This is a genomic window from Kitasatospora sp. NPDC002551, assembly GCF_040296005.1.
In the GTDB taxonomy this organism is placed as follows: Bacteria; Actinomycetota; Actinomycetes; order Streptomycetales; family Streptomycetaceae; genus Kitasatospora.
The window spans coordinates 78148-94669 of the sequence record NZ_JBEOWI010000039.1 but is presented as its reverse complement, the minus strand read 5'-3'; the positions used below and the strand labels follow the sequence as shown (position 1 = coordinate 94669).

Sequence of the window (16522 nt, the reverse complement as noted above, 5' to 3'; positions counted from 1 at the left end):
GCGCCGCCGCCCCCCGCGCCCGGCCCCCCCCCCCCCCCCCCCGGGCGCCCCGGGCGGGGGGGGGGCCCGCCCGCCCCCGCGTCCGCCGTCACCAGCTCCGTACCTGCCGGATGATCCGCCGGCGCAGCAGCACCGTGCGGCTGCCGTCCGGGAACAGGCGGAGCCTGTCCAGTTCCCAGTGCCCGTACTCGGCGTGATCGGTGAGCAGTTGGCGGGCCGCGTTGCGGGACGTTCCGCGCGGCATGCGCAGCGACTGGTACTCGTACTCCGGCTGCCGGACCGGCTTCGGTGGGGTCAAAACGCTCCTCCTGTGGGACACCTGCGAGCAAGCCTACGGCCTGCCTCCGACAACGGGCCCGGGTATTTTCGGCCGCCCGGCCCCGCGCCTCGCTGACAGCGCATCAGTTCCGTTGCTCCTGGGGACGGCATACCCCCGGCGCGCCGTGCGAAGCGGCACCCGGACGGACCGCGCGGACGTCCCGCGCGGGCGCCCGGCGCGCGCCGCGGGGCGGCACCCCGGGGGACAGAACCACCCGGAACGGACATCGCGGGGGAAGTTGCGGTGAAATCGCGGGTGTAGGTGACAACCGCTGTGCGTACCGGCACCGAGGGGAGATAGCGTCTGCACCATGTCTGATGCCGCGCAGCCCACCATTGCCGAGGTACGCGCCGCCGCCGAGGCGGTCAAGGCCGCCATCGACCGTCATCTGGAAGCGGTGTCAAGCCAGAGCGCAGCGGACGATTCCGCTGTGTCCACCGCCTACGAGCAGCTCGCGACGGCGGCCATCGCGTACGACCAACTCCTGTACGAGGTCTACGACGAGGTCACCCCCTTCGAGGTCCCCGGCGACGAGGGCCCGGGCGGGTACCACGGCCCCGAGCAGCCCGAGGCGATCAGCGTGCTGATCCGCCGCGACTACCACGTGGTCGACCCGAAGCGGCTGCGCGCCCAGGCCGAGCGGCTGGACGACTCGCTGACCCCGGGCGGAGGCTCGGACGGCGGCGGGGTGAACGCCGCGATCGGCGTGCTGTTCGGCGAGTTCGAGCCGGACGAGATCGCCGCCCGCAGCGAGGAGTTCGGGCTGGAGGAGGCCGACTCCACGCTCTGGGTGGCGGCCGCCGAGCCGAGCGAGCCGGGGGAGTGGCTGCCGGAGCCGTTCGAGCACGCGGACCCGCAGCTGCTGATCTGCCGGTTCGACGTGAGCGAGGTCTACGACGACGAGGACCTCGACGACTGAGCGCGGAGACCGACCCGCGGTCCCCGGCCCCGCGCGCCCGCCGCGCGCGGGGCGGCGGGCGCGCCGCCGGGCACGGCGGTGACGGCGAGCGGACCGGCCACGGAGGTCGCGAGGGCGGCGGAGACGGACCGGAACGGGCGCTTCGAGCGCATGGTTTCGGACGTTCCTCCCGGGGCGGGGACGGGCGCGGCGGTCCCCGCCGGGGCGGCGCCCACCCTTCGCCGGGCCCAGGCCATGCGCCCAGGGCTTGCTCTCTGCCGCAGCGATGAGTCCTGTTCATGGCTCTGCGGGCCGGACACGACGCAGGGCCACCCCGGAAGCCCGGGGTGGCCCTGCGGCCGTTGCGGCGCGCGGAGGCGGCTGTCAGGAGGCCAGGACGCCAGGACGCCGGGCCGTCCGGTCGTCAGAAGGACTCGGCCGCGTTCTCCGCGAGGATCGCCCGCAGCCGCGTGGTCCGGGGTGCGGCCGGGCGGGTGGCGACGGCCTGCGGGAGCGCCTGGCCGGCGGCGTGGACCACCGAGAGGTGGCGCTCGCCGCGGCCGAACGCCGTGTACACCCACTGCCGGGTGAGCGCCGAGGCCGCGTCGTCCGGCAGCACCACCACCGCGCCCGGCCAGCGGCGGCCGACAGCCTGGTGGACGGTCAGCGCCCAGCCGTGCCGCAGCTTTCCGGCCTCGGCGGGCGGGACGGTACGGCGGGTGCCGTCCGGGTACTCCAGGTGCAGACCGGTGGCGTCGCCGTCGAGCACCCGGGCCGTCCGGGTGTGGCCGGGCGCGGGCGAGTCGACGACCCGGTCGCCCGGGTCGAAGCCGGCGAACCGGCCCGGGCCGGGGTTGAGCCGGGCCTTGGCGGCGGCGTTCAGCGCCCGGGTGCCGGCCCCGCCGCCGTGCCCCGGGGTGAGCAGGACGACCTGCTCGGAGGGGATGCCGAGGGCGCGCGGGATGGAGTCGGTGAGCAGCTGGACGGCGCGGTGGACGGCCTCCCCGGCGTCCTTGGCGGTCAGGATGACCACCTCCTTGTCGGGCGCCTCGACCGGCTGCAGCTCGCCGATGCCGACGCCGGAGACCAGCTCGCCGATCGGGCCGAAGTCGGGGGTGCGGGAGGCGACGGCCGGGCAGGCCTTGGCGGCCAGCAGGTCGGCGAAGAACCGGCCGGGGCCGGCCGACCAGAGCTGGCCCGGGTCGCCGCTGAGCACCAGGCGGGTGCCGTCCGCCAGCGACTCCAGCAGGGTGGCGGCCAGCTCGACGTCCAGCAGCGGGGCGTCCGGCACGATCAGCAGGTCGAGCGCGAGGGTGCCGTCGGCGGCCCGGCCGGGCCCGGCCGGGCCGGCGAGCAGTTCGGCCAGCGTGGCCACCGGCGCCGGTGCCGGGGCGTCGGCGAGCGGGGCGAGCGCGGTGAAGGCGTCCCGGCCGTGGTCGGTCCAGGTGGCGGCCCAGGCGCGCAGGCCGAGGCCGGTCGCGGCGGCCAGCAGGGCGGCCGGTTCGGCGCGGGCGGCCTCGCCGCCGGTGTGCAGGACGAGGGCGTGCTCGGCGGCGGCCCGGATCAGGGCGGCGGCGGAGGAGGACGGGGCGGCGGCCGCGGCGGCCTCCCAGGCGGCCGGCCCGGGGGCGACGGGCGCCTCCTCGGCCGCCTCGGCGCCCTCCTCGGCCGCCTCGGCGCCCTTCTCGGCAGACGCGTCGCCGTCGGCGTCGCGCTCCGGGTCCTCCGCCGGGCCCTGCGCCGGGACCTCCGCCGGGTCCTCGCCGGGGACGAAGGTGGACATCAGCCGGACCAGGCCGTCGGCCAGGCTCTCCTCGGCCAGCGCGAGCCGCTCCAGGGCGAGCAGGGTGCGGGTCGGCGGCTCGTCCTCCTCGTCGCCGCCCGCCGCGTGCGCCTCGGCGCCGGTGAGCTCCTCCTGGAACGGCATCGCCCGGCCGTCGAGCACGGCGGCCTGGACGGCGGCGCCGGGGTCCGGCACGCCGAGCCGCTCCAGTCCGGCGGTCACTTCGCCGATCTCCAGGGCCGAGTGACCGCGCAGCGCCGCCTGCTCCAGCAGCCAGCCGACCAGCGCCTGGGCGCGCCGCTGGTCGCCGGGGCCGGCGGCCGGGCCGAGCAGGCCGCGGGCGAAGCCGTCCGCGTGCTCGGGACGGACGCCGGGCAGGGTGAGCACCGCCCAGGGGTCCTCGCGCAGCTGCTCGGCCGCGCCGTCGCCGAACACCGCCACGGCGGCGCCGGCCAGCTCGGCGGGAGCGCCGCCCGCCGTCAGCACCTCGGCGGTGGCCCGGAGCGCCTGCGCCCGCTGCTCGTCGGTCACCGCCCGGTCGGTCCCGGCGGCGGACGCCCCGCCCTCGGCCGGGGCCCCGGCCGCCGGGCCGTCGGAGCCGCCGTCGGACCGCCCGACCGAGCGCACCCGCTCCGCCAGCGCCGCGACCGCCGCCGCCCGGTCCGCCGGGCCGGCGTCCGCCCGCTCGCCCGCGTCCGCCGCGCCCTGTCCGCCCCCGCTCTGCTCCTCCACGGGCTGCTCGCCCGCGCCCCGCTCCGGCGACGCCTGCTCGGGAACGGCACCCGCGCCGCCGGCCGTACCGCCGCCGCCCGAGCCCGCCGGGGTCCCCTCCGGAGCGCCGTTCTCCGCGTCAGTCATCGTCCGCTCCACAAAAGCTCAACTCCACATGCTGGGCGCCGCCCGCCCCGTGGTGCGGGCGGTCGGCCGGGTCGGGCCGGTCCGGGGCCGCGGGGGGCGGCCGGTCCGGCGGTCGGTCGGTTCGGGCAGGCTCGGGTCGCGGGGTCGAGCGGCCGCTACAGCTCGCTCCACCCCTGGTCGGGGTAGCGGTGGACCGGCGCCGAGATGTCGTCGAGCGCACCGCGGATCTCCTCCGGAAGCGTAAGCGCCTCCACCGACAGCGCCGCCTGCAGCTGCCCGACGGTCCGCGCCCCGACCAGCGCGCTCGCCACGCCGGGGCGGTCCCGCACCCACGCGAGCGCGACGGCCAGCGGGCTGCTGGCGAGCCCGTCGGCGGCGGTGGCGACGGCGTCCACGATCCGCCGGGCCCGCTCGCCGAGGTAGGGCTGGACGAACCCGGACAGGTACGGCGAGGCGCCGCGCGAGTCCTGCGGCAGACCGTGCCGGTACTTGCCGGTCAGCACCCCGCGTCCGAGCGGGGAGCCGGCCAGCACGCCCACCCCGGTCTCCCGGGCGGCCGGCAGGGCCTCGCGCTCGATGCCGCGCTGGAGCAGCGAGTACTCCAGCTGCGCCCCGGCCAGCGGCACCCGGCCGTGGTGGGCGTGCTGCCAGGTGGCGGCCCTGGCGAGCTGCCAGCCGCTGAAGTCGCAGACCCCGACGTAGCGGGCGCGGCCGGAGGAGACGGCGATGTCCAGGGCGCTCAGGGTCTCCTCGACCGGGGTGGCCGGGTCGAAGGCGTGCACCTGCCAGAGGTCGACGTAGTCGGTGCCGATCCGGCGCAGCGAGGCGTCGAGCGCGCCGAGCAGATGGCGGCGCGAGCCGTCGAAGCGGCGGCCGGAGGCCGGCACGCTGCCCGCCTTGGTGGCGATGACCAGGTCGGAGCGGGGGATCAGGCTGTCGGTGAGCCGGGAGAGCAGGTACTCGGCGTCGCCGTCGGCGTAGACGTCGGCGGTGTCGACGAGGTTGCCGCCGGCGTCGACGAACTCCTTGAGCTGTTCGGCGGCCTCCTGCTCGTCGGTGTCGCGACCCCAGGTCATGGTGCCGAGGCCGAGCCGGGAGACCTGCAGGCCGGTGCGGCCGAGGTGACGCTTTTCCATCGGACGGGCCCTCTCGCTGGCCGTGGGTGTGCTGACGGAACGCTGCGGGCGGCACCCGCGCCGGGGACAAACCCGCAGGTGGGACGCTGCGCCCCACGTCGGCTGAGCGTAGCGGCCGGTGCCCGGGCAGGTGTGCAGACCCGCAGGACGATCACGGTCGGCCGCACCGGGCCGGGGTGCCGGGAGCGGCGGCCGAAATGTGACCCGGAACACCGCTACCGGCCAGTAGCATGTCGCCGGACGCGTCGTCGCGCTCCCGAGCAACCCGACTGGAAGGCAGTGCCCCCATGCGACTCGGCATCAACCTCGGCTACTGGGGACTCGGCATGGACGCCGACAACATCGCGGTCGCGCAGGAGGCCGACCGGCTCGGCTACTCGGTCTGCTGGGCCGCCGAGGCGTACGGCTCGGACGCGGCCACCGTGCTCTCCTACGTCGCCGCCCGGACCGAGCGGATCGACGTCGGCTCGGCCATCTTCCAGATCCCGGCCCGCACCCCGGCGATGACCGCGATGACCGCCGCCACCCTGGACACCCTCTCCGGCGGCCGCTTCCGGCTCGGCCTCGGCGTCTCCGGCCCGCAGGTCTCCGAGGGCTGGTACGGCGTGAAGTTCGACAAGCCGCTGGCCCGCACCCGCGAGTACGTGGAGATCATCCGCAAGGCGATGTCCCGCGAGCGGCTGGTCCACGAGGGCGCCCACTGGACGCTGCCGCTGCCCGGCGGCCCGGGCAAGCCGATCAAGCTCACCGTGCACCCGGTGCGCGAGCACATCCCGCTGTACATCGCCGCCATCGGGCCGAAGAACCTGGAGCAGACCGGCGAGATCGCCGACGGCTGGCTCGGCATCTTCTTCGACCCCGCGCACGCCGCGCTCTCGCTCGACCCGCTGCGGGCCGGCCGCGCCAGGGCCGGCGCCGAGCCCGGCCGGGAGTTCGACGGCTTCGACGTCTGCCCGACGGTCGCGATCGCGGTCGGCGAGGACATCGAGGCCGGGGTCGACTCGCAGCGGGCCTACACCGCGCTCTACATCGGCGGCATGGGCAGCAAGGAGAAGAACTTCTACAACCAGCTCGCCCGCCGGATGGGCTACGAGCAGGCCGCCGACGAGGTCCAGGAGCGCTACCTGGCCAGGGACCACGCGGGCGCGGCCGCCGCCGTGCCGCACGACCTCATCGACGCCACCTCGCTGATCGGCGACACCGCCCGGATCGCCGACCGGATGCAGGCCTACGCGGACGCCGGGGTCACCACGCTCACCCTGGCCCCGGCCGGCTTCACGCTCGACGAGCGGATCACGGCGCTGCGCACCGGCGTCGAGGCCCTGGAGCGCGCCGGCCTCGCGTGACGGCTCCCCGGTGACGGCTCCCCGGTGACGGCCCCCGCGCGACGGCCGCCGCCTCTTCCCGCGCCCACGGGGAGGGGCGGCCCCGCCCGGTCAGAGCCAGTCGTGCCGCTTGAACACCCGGTGCAGCAGTACGCAGACCGTGACCATCAGCGCGACCGCCGCCGGGTAGCCCCACGGCTGGCGCAGCTCGGGCATGTGCTCGAAGTTCATCCCGTAGACGCCGGCGATCATCGTCGGCACGGCGGCCAGCGCCGCCCAGGCGGAGATCTTCCGCATGTCGTTGTTCTGCTGCACGCTGACCTGCGCCAGATTGGCCGCCAGGATGTCCGACAGCAGCCGGTCCATGCCCTCCACCTGGTCGTTGGTGCGGGCCAGGTGGTCGGCGACGTCCCGCAGGTAGGGCAGCGCCTCGGGCCGCACGTACGGCACGCCGCCGCGTTCCAGCCGCAGCATCGGGTCGACCAGCGGGCCGGTGGCCCGGCGGACGGTCACCAGCTGCCGCTTGTAGCCGTAGATCCGGCCCGCGATGTCGCGCCCCACCCGCCCGGGCGCGAAGACGTCCGCCTCCAGCTCGTCGAGGTCCGCCTGGATGCCGACGGCCACGTCCACGTAGCCGTCCACCACCGTGTCGCAGACCGAGTGCAGCACGGCGCTCGGGCCGAACCTGAGCACCTCCGGCTGCCGCTCCAGCTGGGAGCGCAGGTCACCGAGCGGGGTGTCGGCGCCGTGCCGGACGGTCATCACGAAGTCCTCGCCGACGAAGAGCATCACCTCGCCGCTGGTCACCGCGTGGCCGCCGGGGTGGTAGCCCAGGGTCTTGAGCGCCACGAACAGCGAGCCCTGGTACGGCTCCACCTTGGGGCGCTGGTGGGCGCCGACCGCGTCCTCGACGGCCAGCGGGTGCAGGCCGAACTCGGCGCCGACCCGGTCGAGTTCCTCGGTGGTGGGCTCGAACAGGCCTATCCAGACGAAGCCGCCCGGACCCGCCGCGCGCGCGGCGGCGAGGCTGCCGGCCGGGTCCGCGGGCGTCGCGACCGGTCGGCCGTCGCGGTAGATGGCGCAATGGACGATCATGCGGGCCATTGTGGCCTCTCGGCCTCTTCCGGGACATCCGCCGCGACGGCGGTTCGCCCCGGGACCGGCCCGTCCGCCCGCTCCCGGGCAGGACCCGGGGGCGGGCCCGTCCCGGCGCGGGAGGCCGTAGGGTAGGCCCCATGCCCACCCTGCTGCTCGTCCGCCACGGCCGCTCCACCGCGAACACCGCCGGAATCCTGGCCGGTTGGACGCCCGGGGTGGAGCTCGACGACACCGGGCGCGCGCAGGCCGCCGCCCTCGCCGACCGGCTCGCCGCGGTCCCGCTGGTCCAGGCGGTCAGCAGCCCGCTGGAGCGCTGCCGGCAGACCCTGGAGCCGCTGCTCGCCGCCCGCCCCGGCCTGGCCGGCCCCGCGCTGGACGAGCGGCTCGGCGAGTGCCACTACGGCGAGTGGACCGGCCGGCCGCTGGCCGAGCTGGCCAAGGAGCCGCTGTGGCGCACCGTCCAGGACCACGCGGCCGCCGCCGCCTTCCCCGGCGGCGAGTCGCTGCGCGAGCTGAGCCACCGCACGGTGAACGCGGTCCGCGAGTGGAACGAGAAGATCGCCGCCGAGCACGGCGAGGACGCGGTCTGGATCGCCTGCTCGCACGGCGACGTGATCAAGGCGGTGGTGGCCGACGCGCTCGGCCTGCACCTCGACCACTTCCAGCGGATCAACGTCGACCCCTGCTCGGTCACCGCGATCCGCTACACCGCGCGGCGCCCCTTCGTGCTGCGGATGGGCGACACCGGCGACCTCGCCGCCCTCGCCCCGCGGCCCGCAGGCCCGGCCGGGCGCGGCGGCCCGAGCGGGGACGCGGTGGTCGGCGGTTCCACCGGCGCGGCCTGAGCCGCCCGCCCGACCCGCCCGCCGGGCGGCCCGCCCGAACCCCGCCGGCCCGCGTCCCGGCCCCCGCCCCGGGCCTCGGCTCCCCGGCGCGGCCCCGGAGGTCGTAGGGTGACCAGTGGGTCCCCGCGCCGCAGGCCCGGGCACCCCGGACCACCCAGCCCCGACCCCCGACCGACCCCAGCGGCGTCCGCGGACGTCCACGACGATCGATACGACCCGGAGCGAGAGCGTGACCCGTCAGGTCTTCTTCTACGACCAGCCCGAACGGTTCGTGGCCGGCACCGTCGGCCAGCCCGGCGCCCGGGCGTTCTACCTGCAGGCCAGCGCCCGTGGGCGGATCACCAGCGTGCTGCTGGAGAAGACCCAGGTCGCCGCGCTCGCCGAGCGGATCGACGAGGTCCTCGACGAGGCGCTGCGCCGCAGCGGCGGTGACGCCACCATCCCGGCCACCGCCCCGCAGGACCTGCTCGACACCGCGCCGCTGGACCTGCCGCTGGAGCAGGAGTTCCGGGTCGGCACGATGGCGCTCGCCTGGGACAGCGTGGACGGCTGCCTGGTCGTCGAGGCCCAGGCGCTGGTCGAGGACGAGGAGGGCGAGGACGAGGGCGCCGCCGTCTTCGAGGACGACGAGAACGGCCCCGACATGCTCCGGGTGCGGCTGTCCGGCGCGATGGCCCGGGTGTTCGCCAAGCGCGCCCTGGACCTCGTCGCGGCCGGCCGCAAGCCCTGCCCGTTCTGCAACCTGCCGCTCGACCCGGAGGGCCACCTGTGCCCGCGCGCGAACGGGTACCGGCGCTGAACGCCCCGACCGCGCGGCCCGCCGACCCGCCGGAGCCGCCGCGGTCCGACCCCGCCGCGGCCGCCGCCCTCGCCGCCGACCCGCCGAGCGCGCTGCGGCTGCTGCGCGAGGGCGAGCTGACCGTGCACGGCCGGCTCACCGACGCCTCCAACGCCGCCCTCTACTGCACCGTCACCGCGCCCGACGGCGGCGCGGCGCAGGCCGTCTACAAGCCGGTGGCCGGCGAGCGCCCGCTGTGGGACTTCCCGGACGGCACCCTGGCCGGCCGCGAGGTCGCCGCGTACGAGCTGTCCGCCGCCACCGGCTGGGGTCTGGTCCCGCCCACCGTGCTGCGCGAGGGCCCGCACGGCCCCGGCATGGTGCAGCTGTGGGTGGAGCCCGACCCGGACGCCGCCCCGCTGCTCGCGCTCCAGGACCCGCGCGGCCCCGAGGACGGCTGGCTGCCGATCGTCCGGGCCGAGGTCGGCGACGGGCGCACCGCGCTGCTGGTCCACCCCGACGACGGGCGGCTGCGCCGGCTCGCGGTGCTGGACGCCGTCCTCAACAACGCCGACCGCAAGGGCGGCCACCTGATCCCGGCCGCCGACGGCCGCCTCTACGGCATCGACCACGGCGTCACCTTCAACACCGAGGGCAAGCTGCGCACCCTGCTCTGGGGCTGGGCCGGGCAGCCGCTGCCCGCCGAGGCGCCCGCGGTGCTGGCCGGGCTGGCCGACGGGCTGGACGGCGCGCTGGGGGAGCGGCTGGCCCCGCACCTGACCGCCGCCGAGCTGGACGCCACCCGGGCCCGGGTGGCCGCCCTGCTCGCCACCGGCACCCACCCCCTGCCCTCCGAGGACTGGCCCTCCATCCCCTGGCCGCCGGTGTGACTCGCCCGCTCGCCCGATCCCGCTCGGGGCGGGCTCTCCGGCCCGAGCCGAAGGCCCGGCAGCGGTCCACCCCTCGATCCCAAGGTCCACGGGGCGGCTCAGCCGGTATTGGTCTGGACCGGTGAGCCGCCCTGGCCGCACACTGCGACGATGGACGAGCGACGGACCACCCCCCACCTGGACCTGCCGCTGCACCGCCTCCAGGTCCCGCTGCCGCATCTGCTCCCGTTCGCGATCGGCAGTTTCGACGCGATCGGCCCGTTGTCCCGGGCCGGCTTCCCCCACCGGCACTCCTTCTACGAGATCGTCTTCCTCACCGGAGGGCGCGGCGCCCACGTCCTGGACCTGGTCCAGCGGCCGCTGCAGCCCCCGCAGTTGTGCGTGATCGCACCCGGCCAGGTGCACTACTGGGCGGACGCGGACGACCTCACCGGACAGGTCGTGCTGTTCAACGAGGACTTCCTGCTGTCCCACCCCCAGGACCTCGTCGCGCTGCGCACCCTCGCCTCCCGCCCGGCGGTGCGGCTGGGGGAGCAGGCCGGGCCGATCGCCGGACTGCTGGCGGACATGGAGGCCGAGTACCGGGCCCGGGCGACCGGCTACCCGGGTGTGCTGCGGGCCAGCCTGCACATCCTCGTCGTGCGCGCCCTGCGGGCCTGTTCGCCCGGCGGCGCGGGCGCGCTCCCCGGCCGCACCGGGGACCTCGCGGCCGCCTTCACCCGGCTGATCGCCACCCCGGGCGGGGTGCAGCGCTCGGTCGCCTCCTGCGCGCACGAGCTGGGCGTCTCCCCGGGGCACCTGCAGGCGACGGTCAAACAGGCGACCGGCCGCACCCCGGGCCGGCTGATCCGCCAGCAGCAGACCCTGGAGGCCAAACGCCTGCTGGCCTGCACCGAACTGACCGTGCGGCAGGTCTCCCGGGAGGCCGGTTTCGGCGATCCGGCGTACTTCTGCCGGTTCTTCCGGCGGGAGACCGGGATGACGCCGGGGGAGTTCCGGGCGAGGGTCGGAGGAAATCACCACGATCCCCGGATCACGTCCATCGCGGCGGCTCCGGACGGCCCGTAGGTTGACTGCTGGCCACCGGCGGACCGCCCGGCGCGAGCGGGCGGCCCGCCGGCCCGGTCCTTGTCATGCCCCCACCATGGCAAGGGCCGCCCCCGGACAGCACCACCGGATCCCCCACACTGACAGCAAAGGAGTCGGCGCATGCCCGCGTCCGAAGAGCCCCTCACCGGGACGGACGGTCCGATCGACCGCCGGATCAGCCGCAAGACCGTCCTCAGGGCCGCCGCCGTGCTCGGCACCGCGCCGCTGCTGGTCGGCGGAGGCGTCGCCCTGGCCCGTGACCGGGTGGGGACCGGCGAGATGCCGGACTTCACCCCCGAGTGCCACGACGGCGACGCCCCGACCATCGAGCAGACCGAGGGGCCCTACTTCAAGCCCAACTCCCCGCTGCGCACCTCGCTCATCACCGACAGCACCCCGGGTACCCGGCTCACGGTCAGCGGCTACGTCTTCGGCCGCGCCTGCCTTCCGGTGGCCAACGTCCTGATGGACTTCTGGCAGGCCGACGTGAACGGCAACTACGACAACGTCGGCTTCACCTTCCGCGGGCACCAGTTCACCAACGCCCAGGGCGCGTTCAGCCTCACCACGATCGTGCCCGGCCTCTACCCGGGCCGCACCCGGCACATCCACGTCAAGCTCCAGGCGCCCAACCGGCCGGTGGTCACCACCCAGCTGTACTTCCCGAACGAGCCGCGCAACAGCACCGACACCATCTACGACGCGCGGCTGCTGATGAACGTCCGCCAGGTCGGCTCGGCCAAGGAGGGCACGTTCGACTTCGTGCTCAACGTGGCGCAGACCCCGACCCCGACGGCCACGCCCACCACGCCGACGCCCACCTCGCCGACGCCGACCCAGACCGGCGGCGGCACCTGGGCCGCCGGCACCTTCTACAACGCGGGCGACCGCGTCACCTATGGCGGCGCCTCCTACCAGTGCCTCCAGGGGCACACGGCCATCACCGGGTGGGAGCCGCCGAACGTGCCGGCCCTCTGGCGGCGGTTGTAGCGGCTCCGGCCGCGCGCCAAGAGGGTCGCGGGCGCCCGGTCGGCGGCAGGGCCGGCCGGGCGGCCCGTCCGCCCGGTCCGCCCCGCGAGGCCGTGCGCGGGGCGGATCCGGGACGGTTGCCCGGCGCTGTCAAGCGCCGGGCACTATCGGTCCGGAACCGACCGGGCCACGAAAAGAAGCGAATCCAGTCGATCTTGCCGACTGGTTAGGCTTTCAAATGTTCTCACGGTTAAAGTCAATGCCATGCATGCCTGGCCCGCCTCCGAGGTTCCCGCCCTGCCTGGTCAGGGGCTCCCCCTCCGAATCCACGACACCGCGACGGGAGGCATCCGGGAGGTCGTGCCGCAGGACGGCACCGCCCGGATCTACGTCTGCGGCATCACGCCCTACGACGCGACCCACATGGGCCACGCCGCCACCTACAACGCCTTCGACCTGGTGCAGCGGGTGTGGAAGGACGCCGGCCACGACGTCCTCTACGTGCAGAACGTCACCGACGTCGACGACCCGCTGCTGCAGCGCGCGGTCGAGACCGGCCAGGACTGGGTGGCCCTCGCCGAGCGCGAGACCGCGCTCTTCCGCGAGGACATGACCGCGCTGCGGCTGCTCCCGCCGGCCCACTACATCGGCGCCGTCGAGTCCATCCCGTGGATCGTCCCGCTGGTCCAGAAGCTGCTCGCGAGCGGGGCCGCCTACGAGCTGGACGGCGACATCTACTTCTCGGTCGAGGCCGACCCGCGCTTCGGCGAGGTCTCCGGCCTCACCCGCGAGGCCATGCACCCGCTCTTCGCCGAGCGCGGCGGCGACCCGGAGCGTCCCGGCAAGCGCCACCCGCTGGACGCCCTGCTCTGGCTCGCGGCCCGCCCCGGCGAGCCCGCCTGGGACACCGAGCTCGGCCACGGCCGCCCCGGCTGGCACATCGAGTGCGTCGCCATCGCGCTGCAGTTCCTCGGGATGTCCTTCGACATCCAGGGCGGCGGCAGCGACCTCTCCTTCCCGCACCACGAGATGGGCGCCTCGCACGCCCAGGTCGCCACCGGCGCGCACCCGTACGCCCGGGCGTACGTGCACGCCGGCATGGTCGGCCTGGACGGCCACAAGATGTCCAAGTCCCGCGGCAACCTGGTCTTCGTCTCGGCGCTGCGCCGCGAGGGCGTCGACCCGGCCGCGATCCGCCTCGCCCTGCTCTCGCACCACTACCGCGAGGACTGGGAGTGGACCAAGGCGACCCTGGACGAGGCCGTCGAGCGGCTCGCCCGCTGGCGCGCCGCCGTCTCCCGGCCGGACGGCCCGGCCGCCGAGCAGCTGCTCGCCGAGGTCCGCGCGGCGCTCGCCGACGACCTCGACGCGCCCGCCGCGCTGGCCGCCGTGGACCGCTGGGCCGCCGCGCAGCAGGCGGAGGGCGGCACCGACACCGGCGCCCCCGGCCTGGTCACCCGCACCGTGGACGCGCTGCTCGGCGTGGCGCTCTAGCGGATCCGTACGCCGAAGGGGCGCCGGGACCACTGGTCCCGGCGCCCCTTCGGCGTCCGTGCGGGGAGGGGACTCACTCCTCCTCGGCACCGTCCTGGCTCTCCCGGGCGGACGGCGGCTCCGGATCGGCGGGCCGCTCCGCGGTGGCGTGCCCGGCGACCGGCTTCTCCCCGGTCGGCCCGACGTTCTCCCGGCGCCGCAGGTAGCGCTCGAACTCCCGGGCGATCGCGTCGCCCGAGGCCTCCGGCAGCTCCGCGGTGTCCTGCGCCTCCTCCAGCTGCTGGACGTACTCGGCGACCTCGCTGTCCTCGGCGGCCAGCTGGTCCACGCCCAGCTGCCAGGCCCGGGCGTCCTCGCCGAGGTCGCCCGGCGGGATGCGCAGGTCCAGCAGGTCCTCCAGCTTGTTGATCAGCGCCAGGGTGGCCTTCGGGTTGGGCGGCTGCGCGACGTAGTGCGGCACCGCCGCCCAGAGCGTCACCGCCGGCACCCCGGCGTGCGTGCAGGCCTCCTGCAGCACCCCGACGATCCCGGTCGGGCCCTCGTAGCGGCTCTCCTCCAGCTCCAGCCGACGGGCCAGCTCGGGGTCGGAGGTGACGCCGCTGACCGGCACCGGACGGCTGTGCGGGGTGTCGCCGAGCAGCGCGCCCAGGATCACCACCAGCTCGACGCCCAGCTCGTGCGCGAAGCCGAGCAGCTCGTTGCAGAACGAGCGCCACCGCATGCTCGGCTCGATGCCGCGCACCAGGACGACGTCGCGGGTCTTCGGCTCGGTCACCCGGATCACCGAGAGTCTGGTGGTCGGCCAGGTGATCCGGCGCACCCCGCCGTCCAGCCACACGGTGGGCCGGTTGACCTGGAAGTCGTAGTAGTCCTCCGCGTCGAGCGCGGCGAACACCTTGCCGCCCCAGGTCTCGTCCAGATGCGCCAGGGCCGCGGAGGCGGCGTCGCCCGCGTCGTTCCACCCCTCGAAGGCGCAGACCATCACCGGGTCGATCAACTCGGGAACATCTTCCAGCTCGATCACCCAGCGTCTCCCTCCGGTCGGCCGCCTCCGCCCCGCCCGGCCGGGACTGCCCGGGCGCCGGCGGGCCGGATGCCGACGGTCGAACCTCTCGTCACCCATGGAACGCCTCGCTCCATGGTTCCCTACCTGCCCAGCCTACGGGCTTTGAAGCCCCGTTCCGCCGGGCCACCGGGACAGTCTGGGGGAGGGGACGGCCACGATCCACCGGTTATCCGCCCGCCCGCCGGCCCCGCCGCCGTCCGCCCCGTGCCGGAGCACGGCGGCGGCGCGATGATGGGAGGCGGGGGCCGGGCGGCGAGGCTGCGAGGAGCCGGCGGATGTGCGGATGGCGGTGGACGGGCGGCGCGGTGGCGGTGCTGGCGGCCGGTGCGGCCGCGGCGGTGGCGGCGGCCCTGGCCGCGGGACGGCGGCTGCCGGTGGAGCACGTCAGCGGGGGCGGTCTGGACCTGGCGCAGCCGCCCGGCGCGGTCTGGGAGGTGCTGACCGACGTCGAGCTCTTCCCGGCCTGGCGCCCGGACGTGTCGCGGGTCGAGCGGCTGCCCGCCACCGCGGCCGGCCTGGCCCGCTGGTGCGAGTACGGGCGGCACGGCCACACCGTGTACGAGGTGCTGGAGAGCGAGGCCCCGCACCGCCTGGTGACCGGCATCGCCGACCCCGACCTGCCGTACGGCGGGACCTGGACGTTCGTGCTGACCGGGGCCGGCGGGGGCTGCACGCTCACCGTCACCGAGCGCGGCGAGGTCTACCAGCCGCTGTACCGGGCCGTCTCGCACTACGTGACCGGCGAGGGCGCCGCCGTCCACCGCTTCCTGGCCGCGCTGGCCCACCGGATGTCCCCGGCCTGAGCGCTACCGCACCCACTCGCGCCGGTAGTCGGCCCAGTTCTGCTCGGTGGCGGCGAAGTCCACGTACAGGCCGACGCCGAAGCTTTGCCGCTGCAGGTCGTACCGGCCCAGGCCCAGCCGGATGCCCCGGATCCCGGCGGTCACCGTCTCGGCGTCGCCCCAGTGGCCCCACTTGTCCTCCCAGTAGAACGGCAGGCCCATCAGCAGGTCGACGTCCTCGGGGGTGGCCTCCAGGGCGAGTTCGGTCTGGTAGGCGTTGTAGGCGCCGTAGAACCCCTCGGTCGGCATGCTGGAGTCGTAGGTCATCAGCGCGATCTGGTCGACCCGGCGCGCGGTGGCCGCGAAGTACGCCTGGTCCCACCACTTGCCGTGGCCGGTGAGCGCGATGCCCACGGTGTGCTGGTACGGCAGCGGGTCGATCTGCGGGGCGGCCACCGAGAGCACGGCGCCGCGGCCGGCGGTGACCGGGCGCACCCGCTCCAGCAGGTCGAGCCAGCCCTTCGAGCCGGGCCGGATCGGCTCCATGTCGAAGTGCACGCCGTCGAAGCCGAGGTCCAGCACCTGGACGGCGGAGGCGGTGACCCGCGCGCGGGTGGCGACGTCCTCCAGGTCGAGGGCGTCCTTCTCCGGCTTCACCTCGTCGCCGAGCCAGCTCTGCACCCGGATGCCGGGCAGCGCCCGGTGGGCGGCGTCGGTGAACCAGCGGGCGCGGGGGTGGACGGAGGGCGGCAGCGAGCCGTCGTGCTCCAGCGGTCCGGTGTGCACGTACAGGTCCCGTACGCCCGTGCCGGCCAGCCGCCGGGCGAGGTCGGCGATGTCGGCGTCACCCTTCCGGCCGTCGACCCAGGCGTGGCCGAGCCAGACCGCGTCGCGCCCCCGGGTACGGGCCTCGGGCGAGGGATCGCCGACGTACTGCAGGCGCAGCGCGAGGGCCGCCGAGCCGACCGGCAGGGCGACCACGGCGAGCGCCGTCACCGCCACCACCAGCGTCTTCCGCCACCACGACCAGCCGCGCCAGCGGGCCCGCAGCGCCCGCGCCCGGGCCGCGGCCCACCCCGGCGCCCGGCGCGCCCCGTCTCGTAGTCGTGTCCGGAATGCGGTCATGCCGTCGTTCCCCCCTCATGGCCGAGCGTTCAGGATACGGAACTGGTGGTCGCCACCGGCCCCGGGC

Annotated in this window: 15 protein-coding genes; 9 read left to right on the top strand and 6 right to left on the bottom strand. The window is 75.8% G+C overall.

Annotated features, from left to right (window positions below; translation table 11 throughout):
- Positions 1-88: 88 nt before the first annotated feature.
- Positions 89-298 carry a DUF5703 family protein gene (locus ABT093_RS28200; protein ID WP_037846781.1) on the bottom strand — a complete coding sequence of 70 codons (210 nt, stop codon included), beginning with the start codon at positions 296-298 and terminating at the stop codon, positions 89-91.
- Between the two features lie 331 nt (positions 299-629).
- Here ABT093_RS28200 and ABT093_RS28195 point away from each other — a divergent pair, with 331 nt between their 5' ends.
- Entirely contained in the window at positions 630-1238 is a 609-nt protein-coding gene (locus tag ABT093_RS28195) for a hypothetical protein (protein ID WP_350569232.1), read from the top strand.
- Between the two features lie 403 nt (positions 1239-1641).
- Here ABT093_RS28195 and ABT093_RS28190 read toward each other — a convergent pair whose 3' ends face one another.
- Together ABT093_RS28190 and ABT093_RS28185 are read right to left on the bottom strand one after the other, a co-directional pair.
- Positions 1642-3858 (bottom strand): ATP-binding domain-containing protein, encoded by a 2217-nt coding sequence (locus ABT093_RS28190; RefSeq protein ID WP_350569230.1) that lies wholly within the window; start codon positions 3856-3858, stop codon positions 1642-1644.
- A 155-nt stretch (positions 3859-4013) separates the two neighbouring features.
- Positions 4014-4994, bottom strand: a complete 981-nt coding sequence (locus ABT093_RS28185; RefSeq protein ID WP_350569229.1) for an aldo/keto reductase — start codon at positions 4992-4994, stop codon at positions 4014-4016.
- Between the two features lie 287 nt (positions 4995-5281).
- On the opposite strand from ABT093_RS28185, the gene ABT093_RS28180 reads away from it, so the two are divergent.
- Positions 5282-6340 carry an LLM class F420-dependent oxidoreductase gene (locus ABT093_RS28180; protein ID WP_350569227.1) on the top strand — a complete coding sequence of 353 codons (1059 nt, stop codon included), beginning with the start codon at positions 5282-5284 and terminating at the stop codon, positions 6338-6340.
- A gap of 90 nt (positions 6341-6430) precedes the next feature.
- Here the strand turns inward: ABT093_RS28180 and ABT093_RS28175 are convergent, their stop codons facing one another.
- A complete protein-coding gene (locus ABT093_RS28175) occupies positions 6431-7423 on the bottom strand; it encodes a magnesium and cobalt transport protein CorA (protein ID WP_350569225.1) in 993 nt (330 codons plus the stop codon).
- A 131-nt stretch (positions 7424-7554) separates the two neighbouring features.
- On the opposite strand from ABT093_RS28175, the gene ABT093_RS28170 reads away from it, so the two are divergent.
- The 6 genes from ABT093_RS28170 to mshC all read left to right on the top strand — a co-directional run bounded on the left by ABT093_RS28170 (position 7555) and on the right by mshC (position 13482).
- The gene (locus tag ABT093_RS28170; protein ID WP_350569224.1) at positions 7555-8262 is read left to right on the top strand and encodes an MSMEG_4193 family putative phosphomutase; all 708 of its coding nucleotides are present in this window, start codon (positions 7555-7557) and stop codon (positions 8260-8262) included.
- Between the two features lie 229 nt (positions 8263-8491).
- Positions 8492-9061 (top strand): DUF3090 domain-containing protein, encoded by a 570-nt coding sequence (locus tag ABT093_RS28165; protein ID WP_350569223.1) that lies wholly within the window; start codon positions 8492-8494, stop codon positions 9059-9061.
- A 92-nt stretch (positions 9062-9153) separates the two neighbouring features.
- A complete protein-coding gene (locus tag ABT093_RS28160) occupies positions 9154-9930 on the top strand; it encodes an SCO1664 family protein (protein ID WP_350569235.1) in 777 nt (258 codons plus the stop codon).
- Between the two features lie 150 nt (positions 9931-10080).
- A complete protein-coding gene (locus ABT093_RS28155) occupies positions 10081-10998 on the top strand; it encodes a helix-turn-helix domain-containing protein (RefSeq protein ID WP_350569222.1) in 918 nt (305 codons plus the stop codon).
- Between the two features lie 141 nt (positions 10999-11139).
- Complete coding sequence (locus ABT093_RS28150) at positions 11140-12009, top strand: dioxygenase family protein (protein ID WP_350569221.1); 870 nt, start codon at positions 11140-11142, stop codon at positions 12007-12009.
- A 243-nt stretch (positions 12010-12252) separates the two neighbouring features.
- Positions 12253-13482 carry a cysteine--1-D-myo-inosityl 2-amino-2-deoxy-alpha-D-glucopyranoside ligase gene (gene mshC / locus ABT093_RS28145; RefSeq protein ID WP_350569219.1) on the top strand — a complete coding sequence of 410 codons (1230 nt, stop codon included), beginning with the start codon at positions 12253-12255 and terminating at the stop codon, positions 13480-13482.
- 73 nt (positions 13483-13555) lie between these two features.
- Here the strand turns inward: mshC and ABT093_RS28140 are convergent, their stop codons facing one another.
- A complete protein-coding gene (locus tag ABT093_RS28140) occupies positions 13556-14506 on the bottom strand; it encodes a PAC2 family protein (protein ID WP_350569218.1) in 951 nt (316 codons plus the stop codon).
- 317 nt (positions 14507-14823) lie between these two features.
- Between ABT093_RS28140 and ABT093_RS28135 the strand changes: the two genes are divergently transcribed.
- Positions 14824-15351 carry an SRPBCC family protein gene (locus ABT093_RS28135; RefSeq protein ID WP_350569216.1) on the top strand — a complete coding sequence of 176 codons (528 nt, stop codon included), beginning with the start codon at positions 14824-14826 and terminating at the stop codon, positions 15349-15351.
- 3 nt (positions 15352-15354) lie between these two features.
- Here ABT093_RS28135 and ABT093_RS28130 read toward each other — a convergent pair whose 3' ends face one another.
- Positions 15355-16455, bottom strand: a complete 1101-nt coding sequence (locus tag ABT093_RS28130; RefSeq protein ID WP_350569214.1) for a glycoside hydrolase family 18 protein — start codon at positions 16453-16455, stop codon at positions 15355-15357.
- Positions 16456-16522 lie beyond the last annotated feature (67 nt).

Bases quoted from the DNA above. Each gene is read 5' to 3' on its own strand.
- ABT093_RS28175 (WP_350569225.1), bottom strand. From the start codon at position 7,423: ATGGCCCGCATGATCGTCCATTGCGCCATCTACCGCGACGGCCGACCG.
- ABT093_RS28195 (WP_350569232.1), top strand. From the start codon at position 630: ATGTCTGATGCCGCGCAGCCCACCATTGCCGAGGTACGCGCCGCCGCC.
- ABT093_RS28185 (WP_350569229.1), bottom strand. From the start codon at position 4,994: ATGGAAAAGCGTCACCTCGGCCGCACCGGCCTGCAGGTCTCCCGGCTC.
- ABT093_RS28180 (WP_350569227.1), top strand. From the start codon at position 5,282: ATGCGACTCGGCATCAACCTCGGCTACTGGGGACTCGGCATGGACGCC.
- ABT093_RS28130 (WP_350569214.1), bottom strand. From the start codon at position 16,455: ATGACCGCATTCCGGACACGACTACGAGACGGGGCGCGCCGGGCGCCG.
- ABT093_RS28190 (WP_350569230.1), bottom strand. From the start codon at position 3,858: ATGACTGACGCGGAGAACGGCGCTCCGGAGGGGACCCCGGCGGGCTCG.
- ABT093_RS28170 (WP_350569224.1), top strand. From the start codon at position 7,555: ATGCCCACCCTGCTGCTCGTCCGCCACGGCCGCTCCACCGCGAACACC.
- ABT093_RS28135 (WP_350569216.1), top strand. From the start codon at position 14,824: ATGTGCGGATGGCGGTGGACGGGCGGCGCGGTGGCGGTGCTGGCGGCC.
- ABT093_RS28150 (WP_350569221.1), top strand. From the start codon at position 11,140: ATGCCCGCGTCCGAAGAGCCCCTCACCGGGACGGACGGTCCGATCGAC.
- ABT093_RS28155 (WP_350569222.1), top strand. From the start codon at position 10,081: ATGGACGAGCGACGGACCACCCCCCACCTGGACCTGCCGCTGCACCGC.
- mshC (WP_350569219.1), top strand. From the start codon at position 12,253: ATGCATGCCTGGCCCGCCTCCGAGGTTCCCGCCCTGCCTGGTCAGGGG.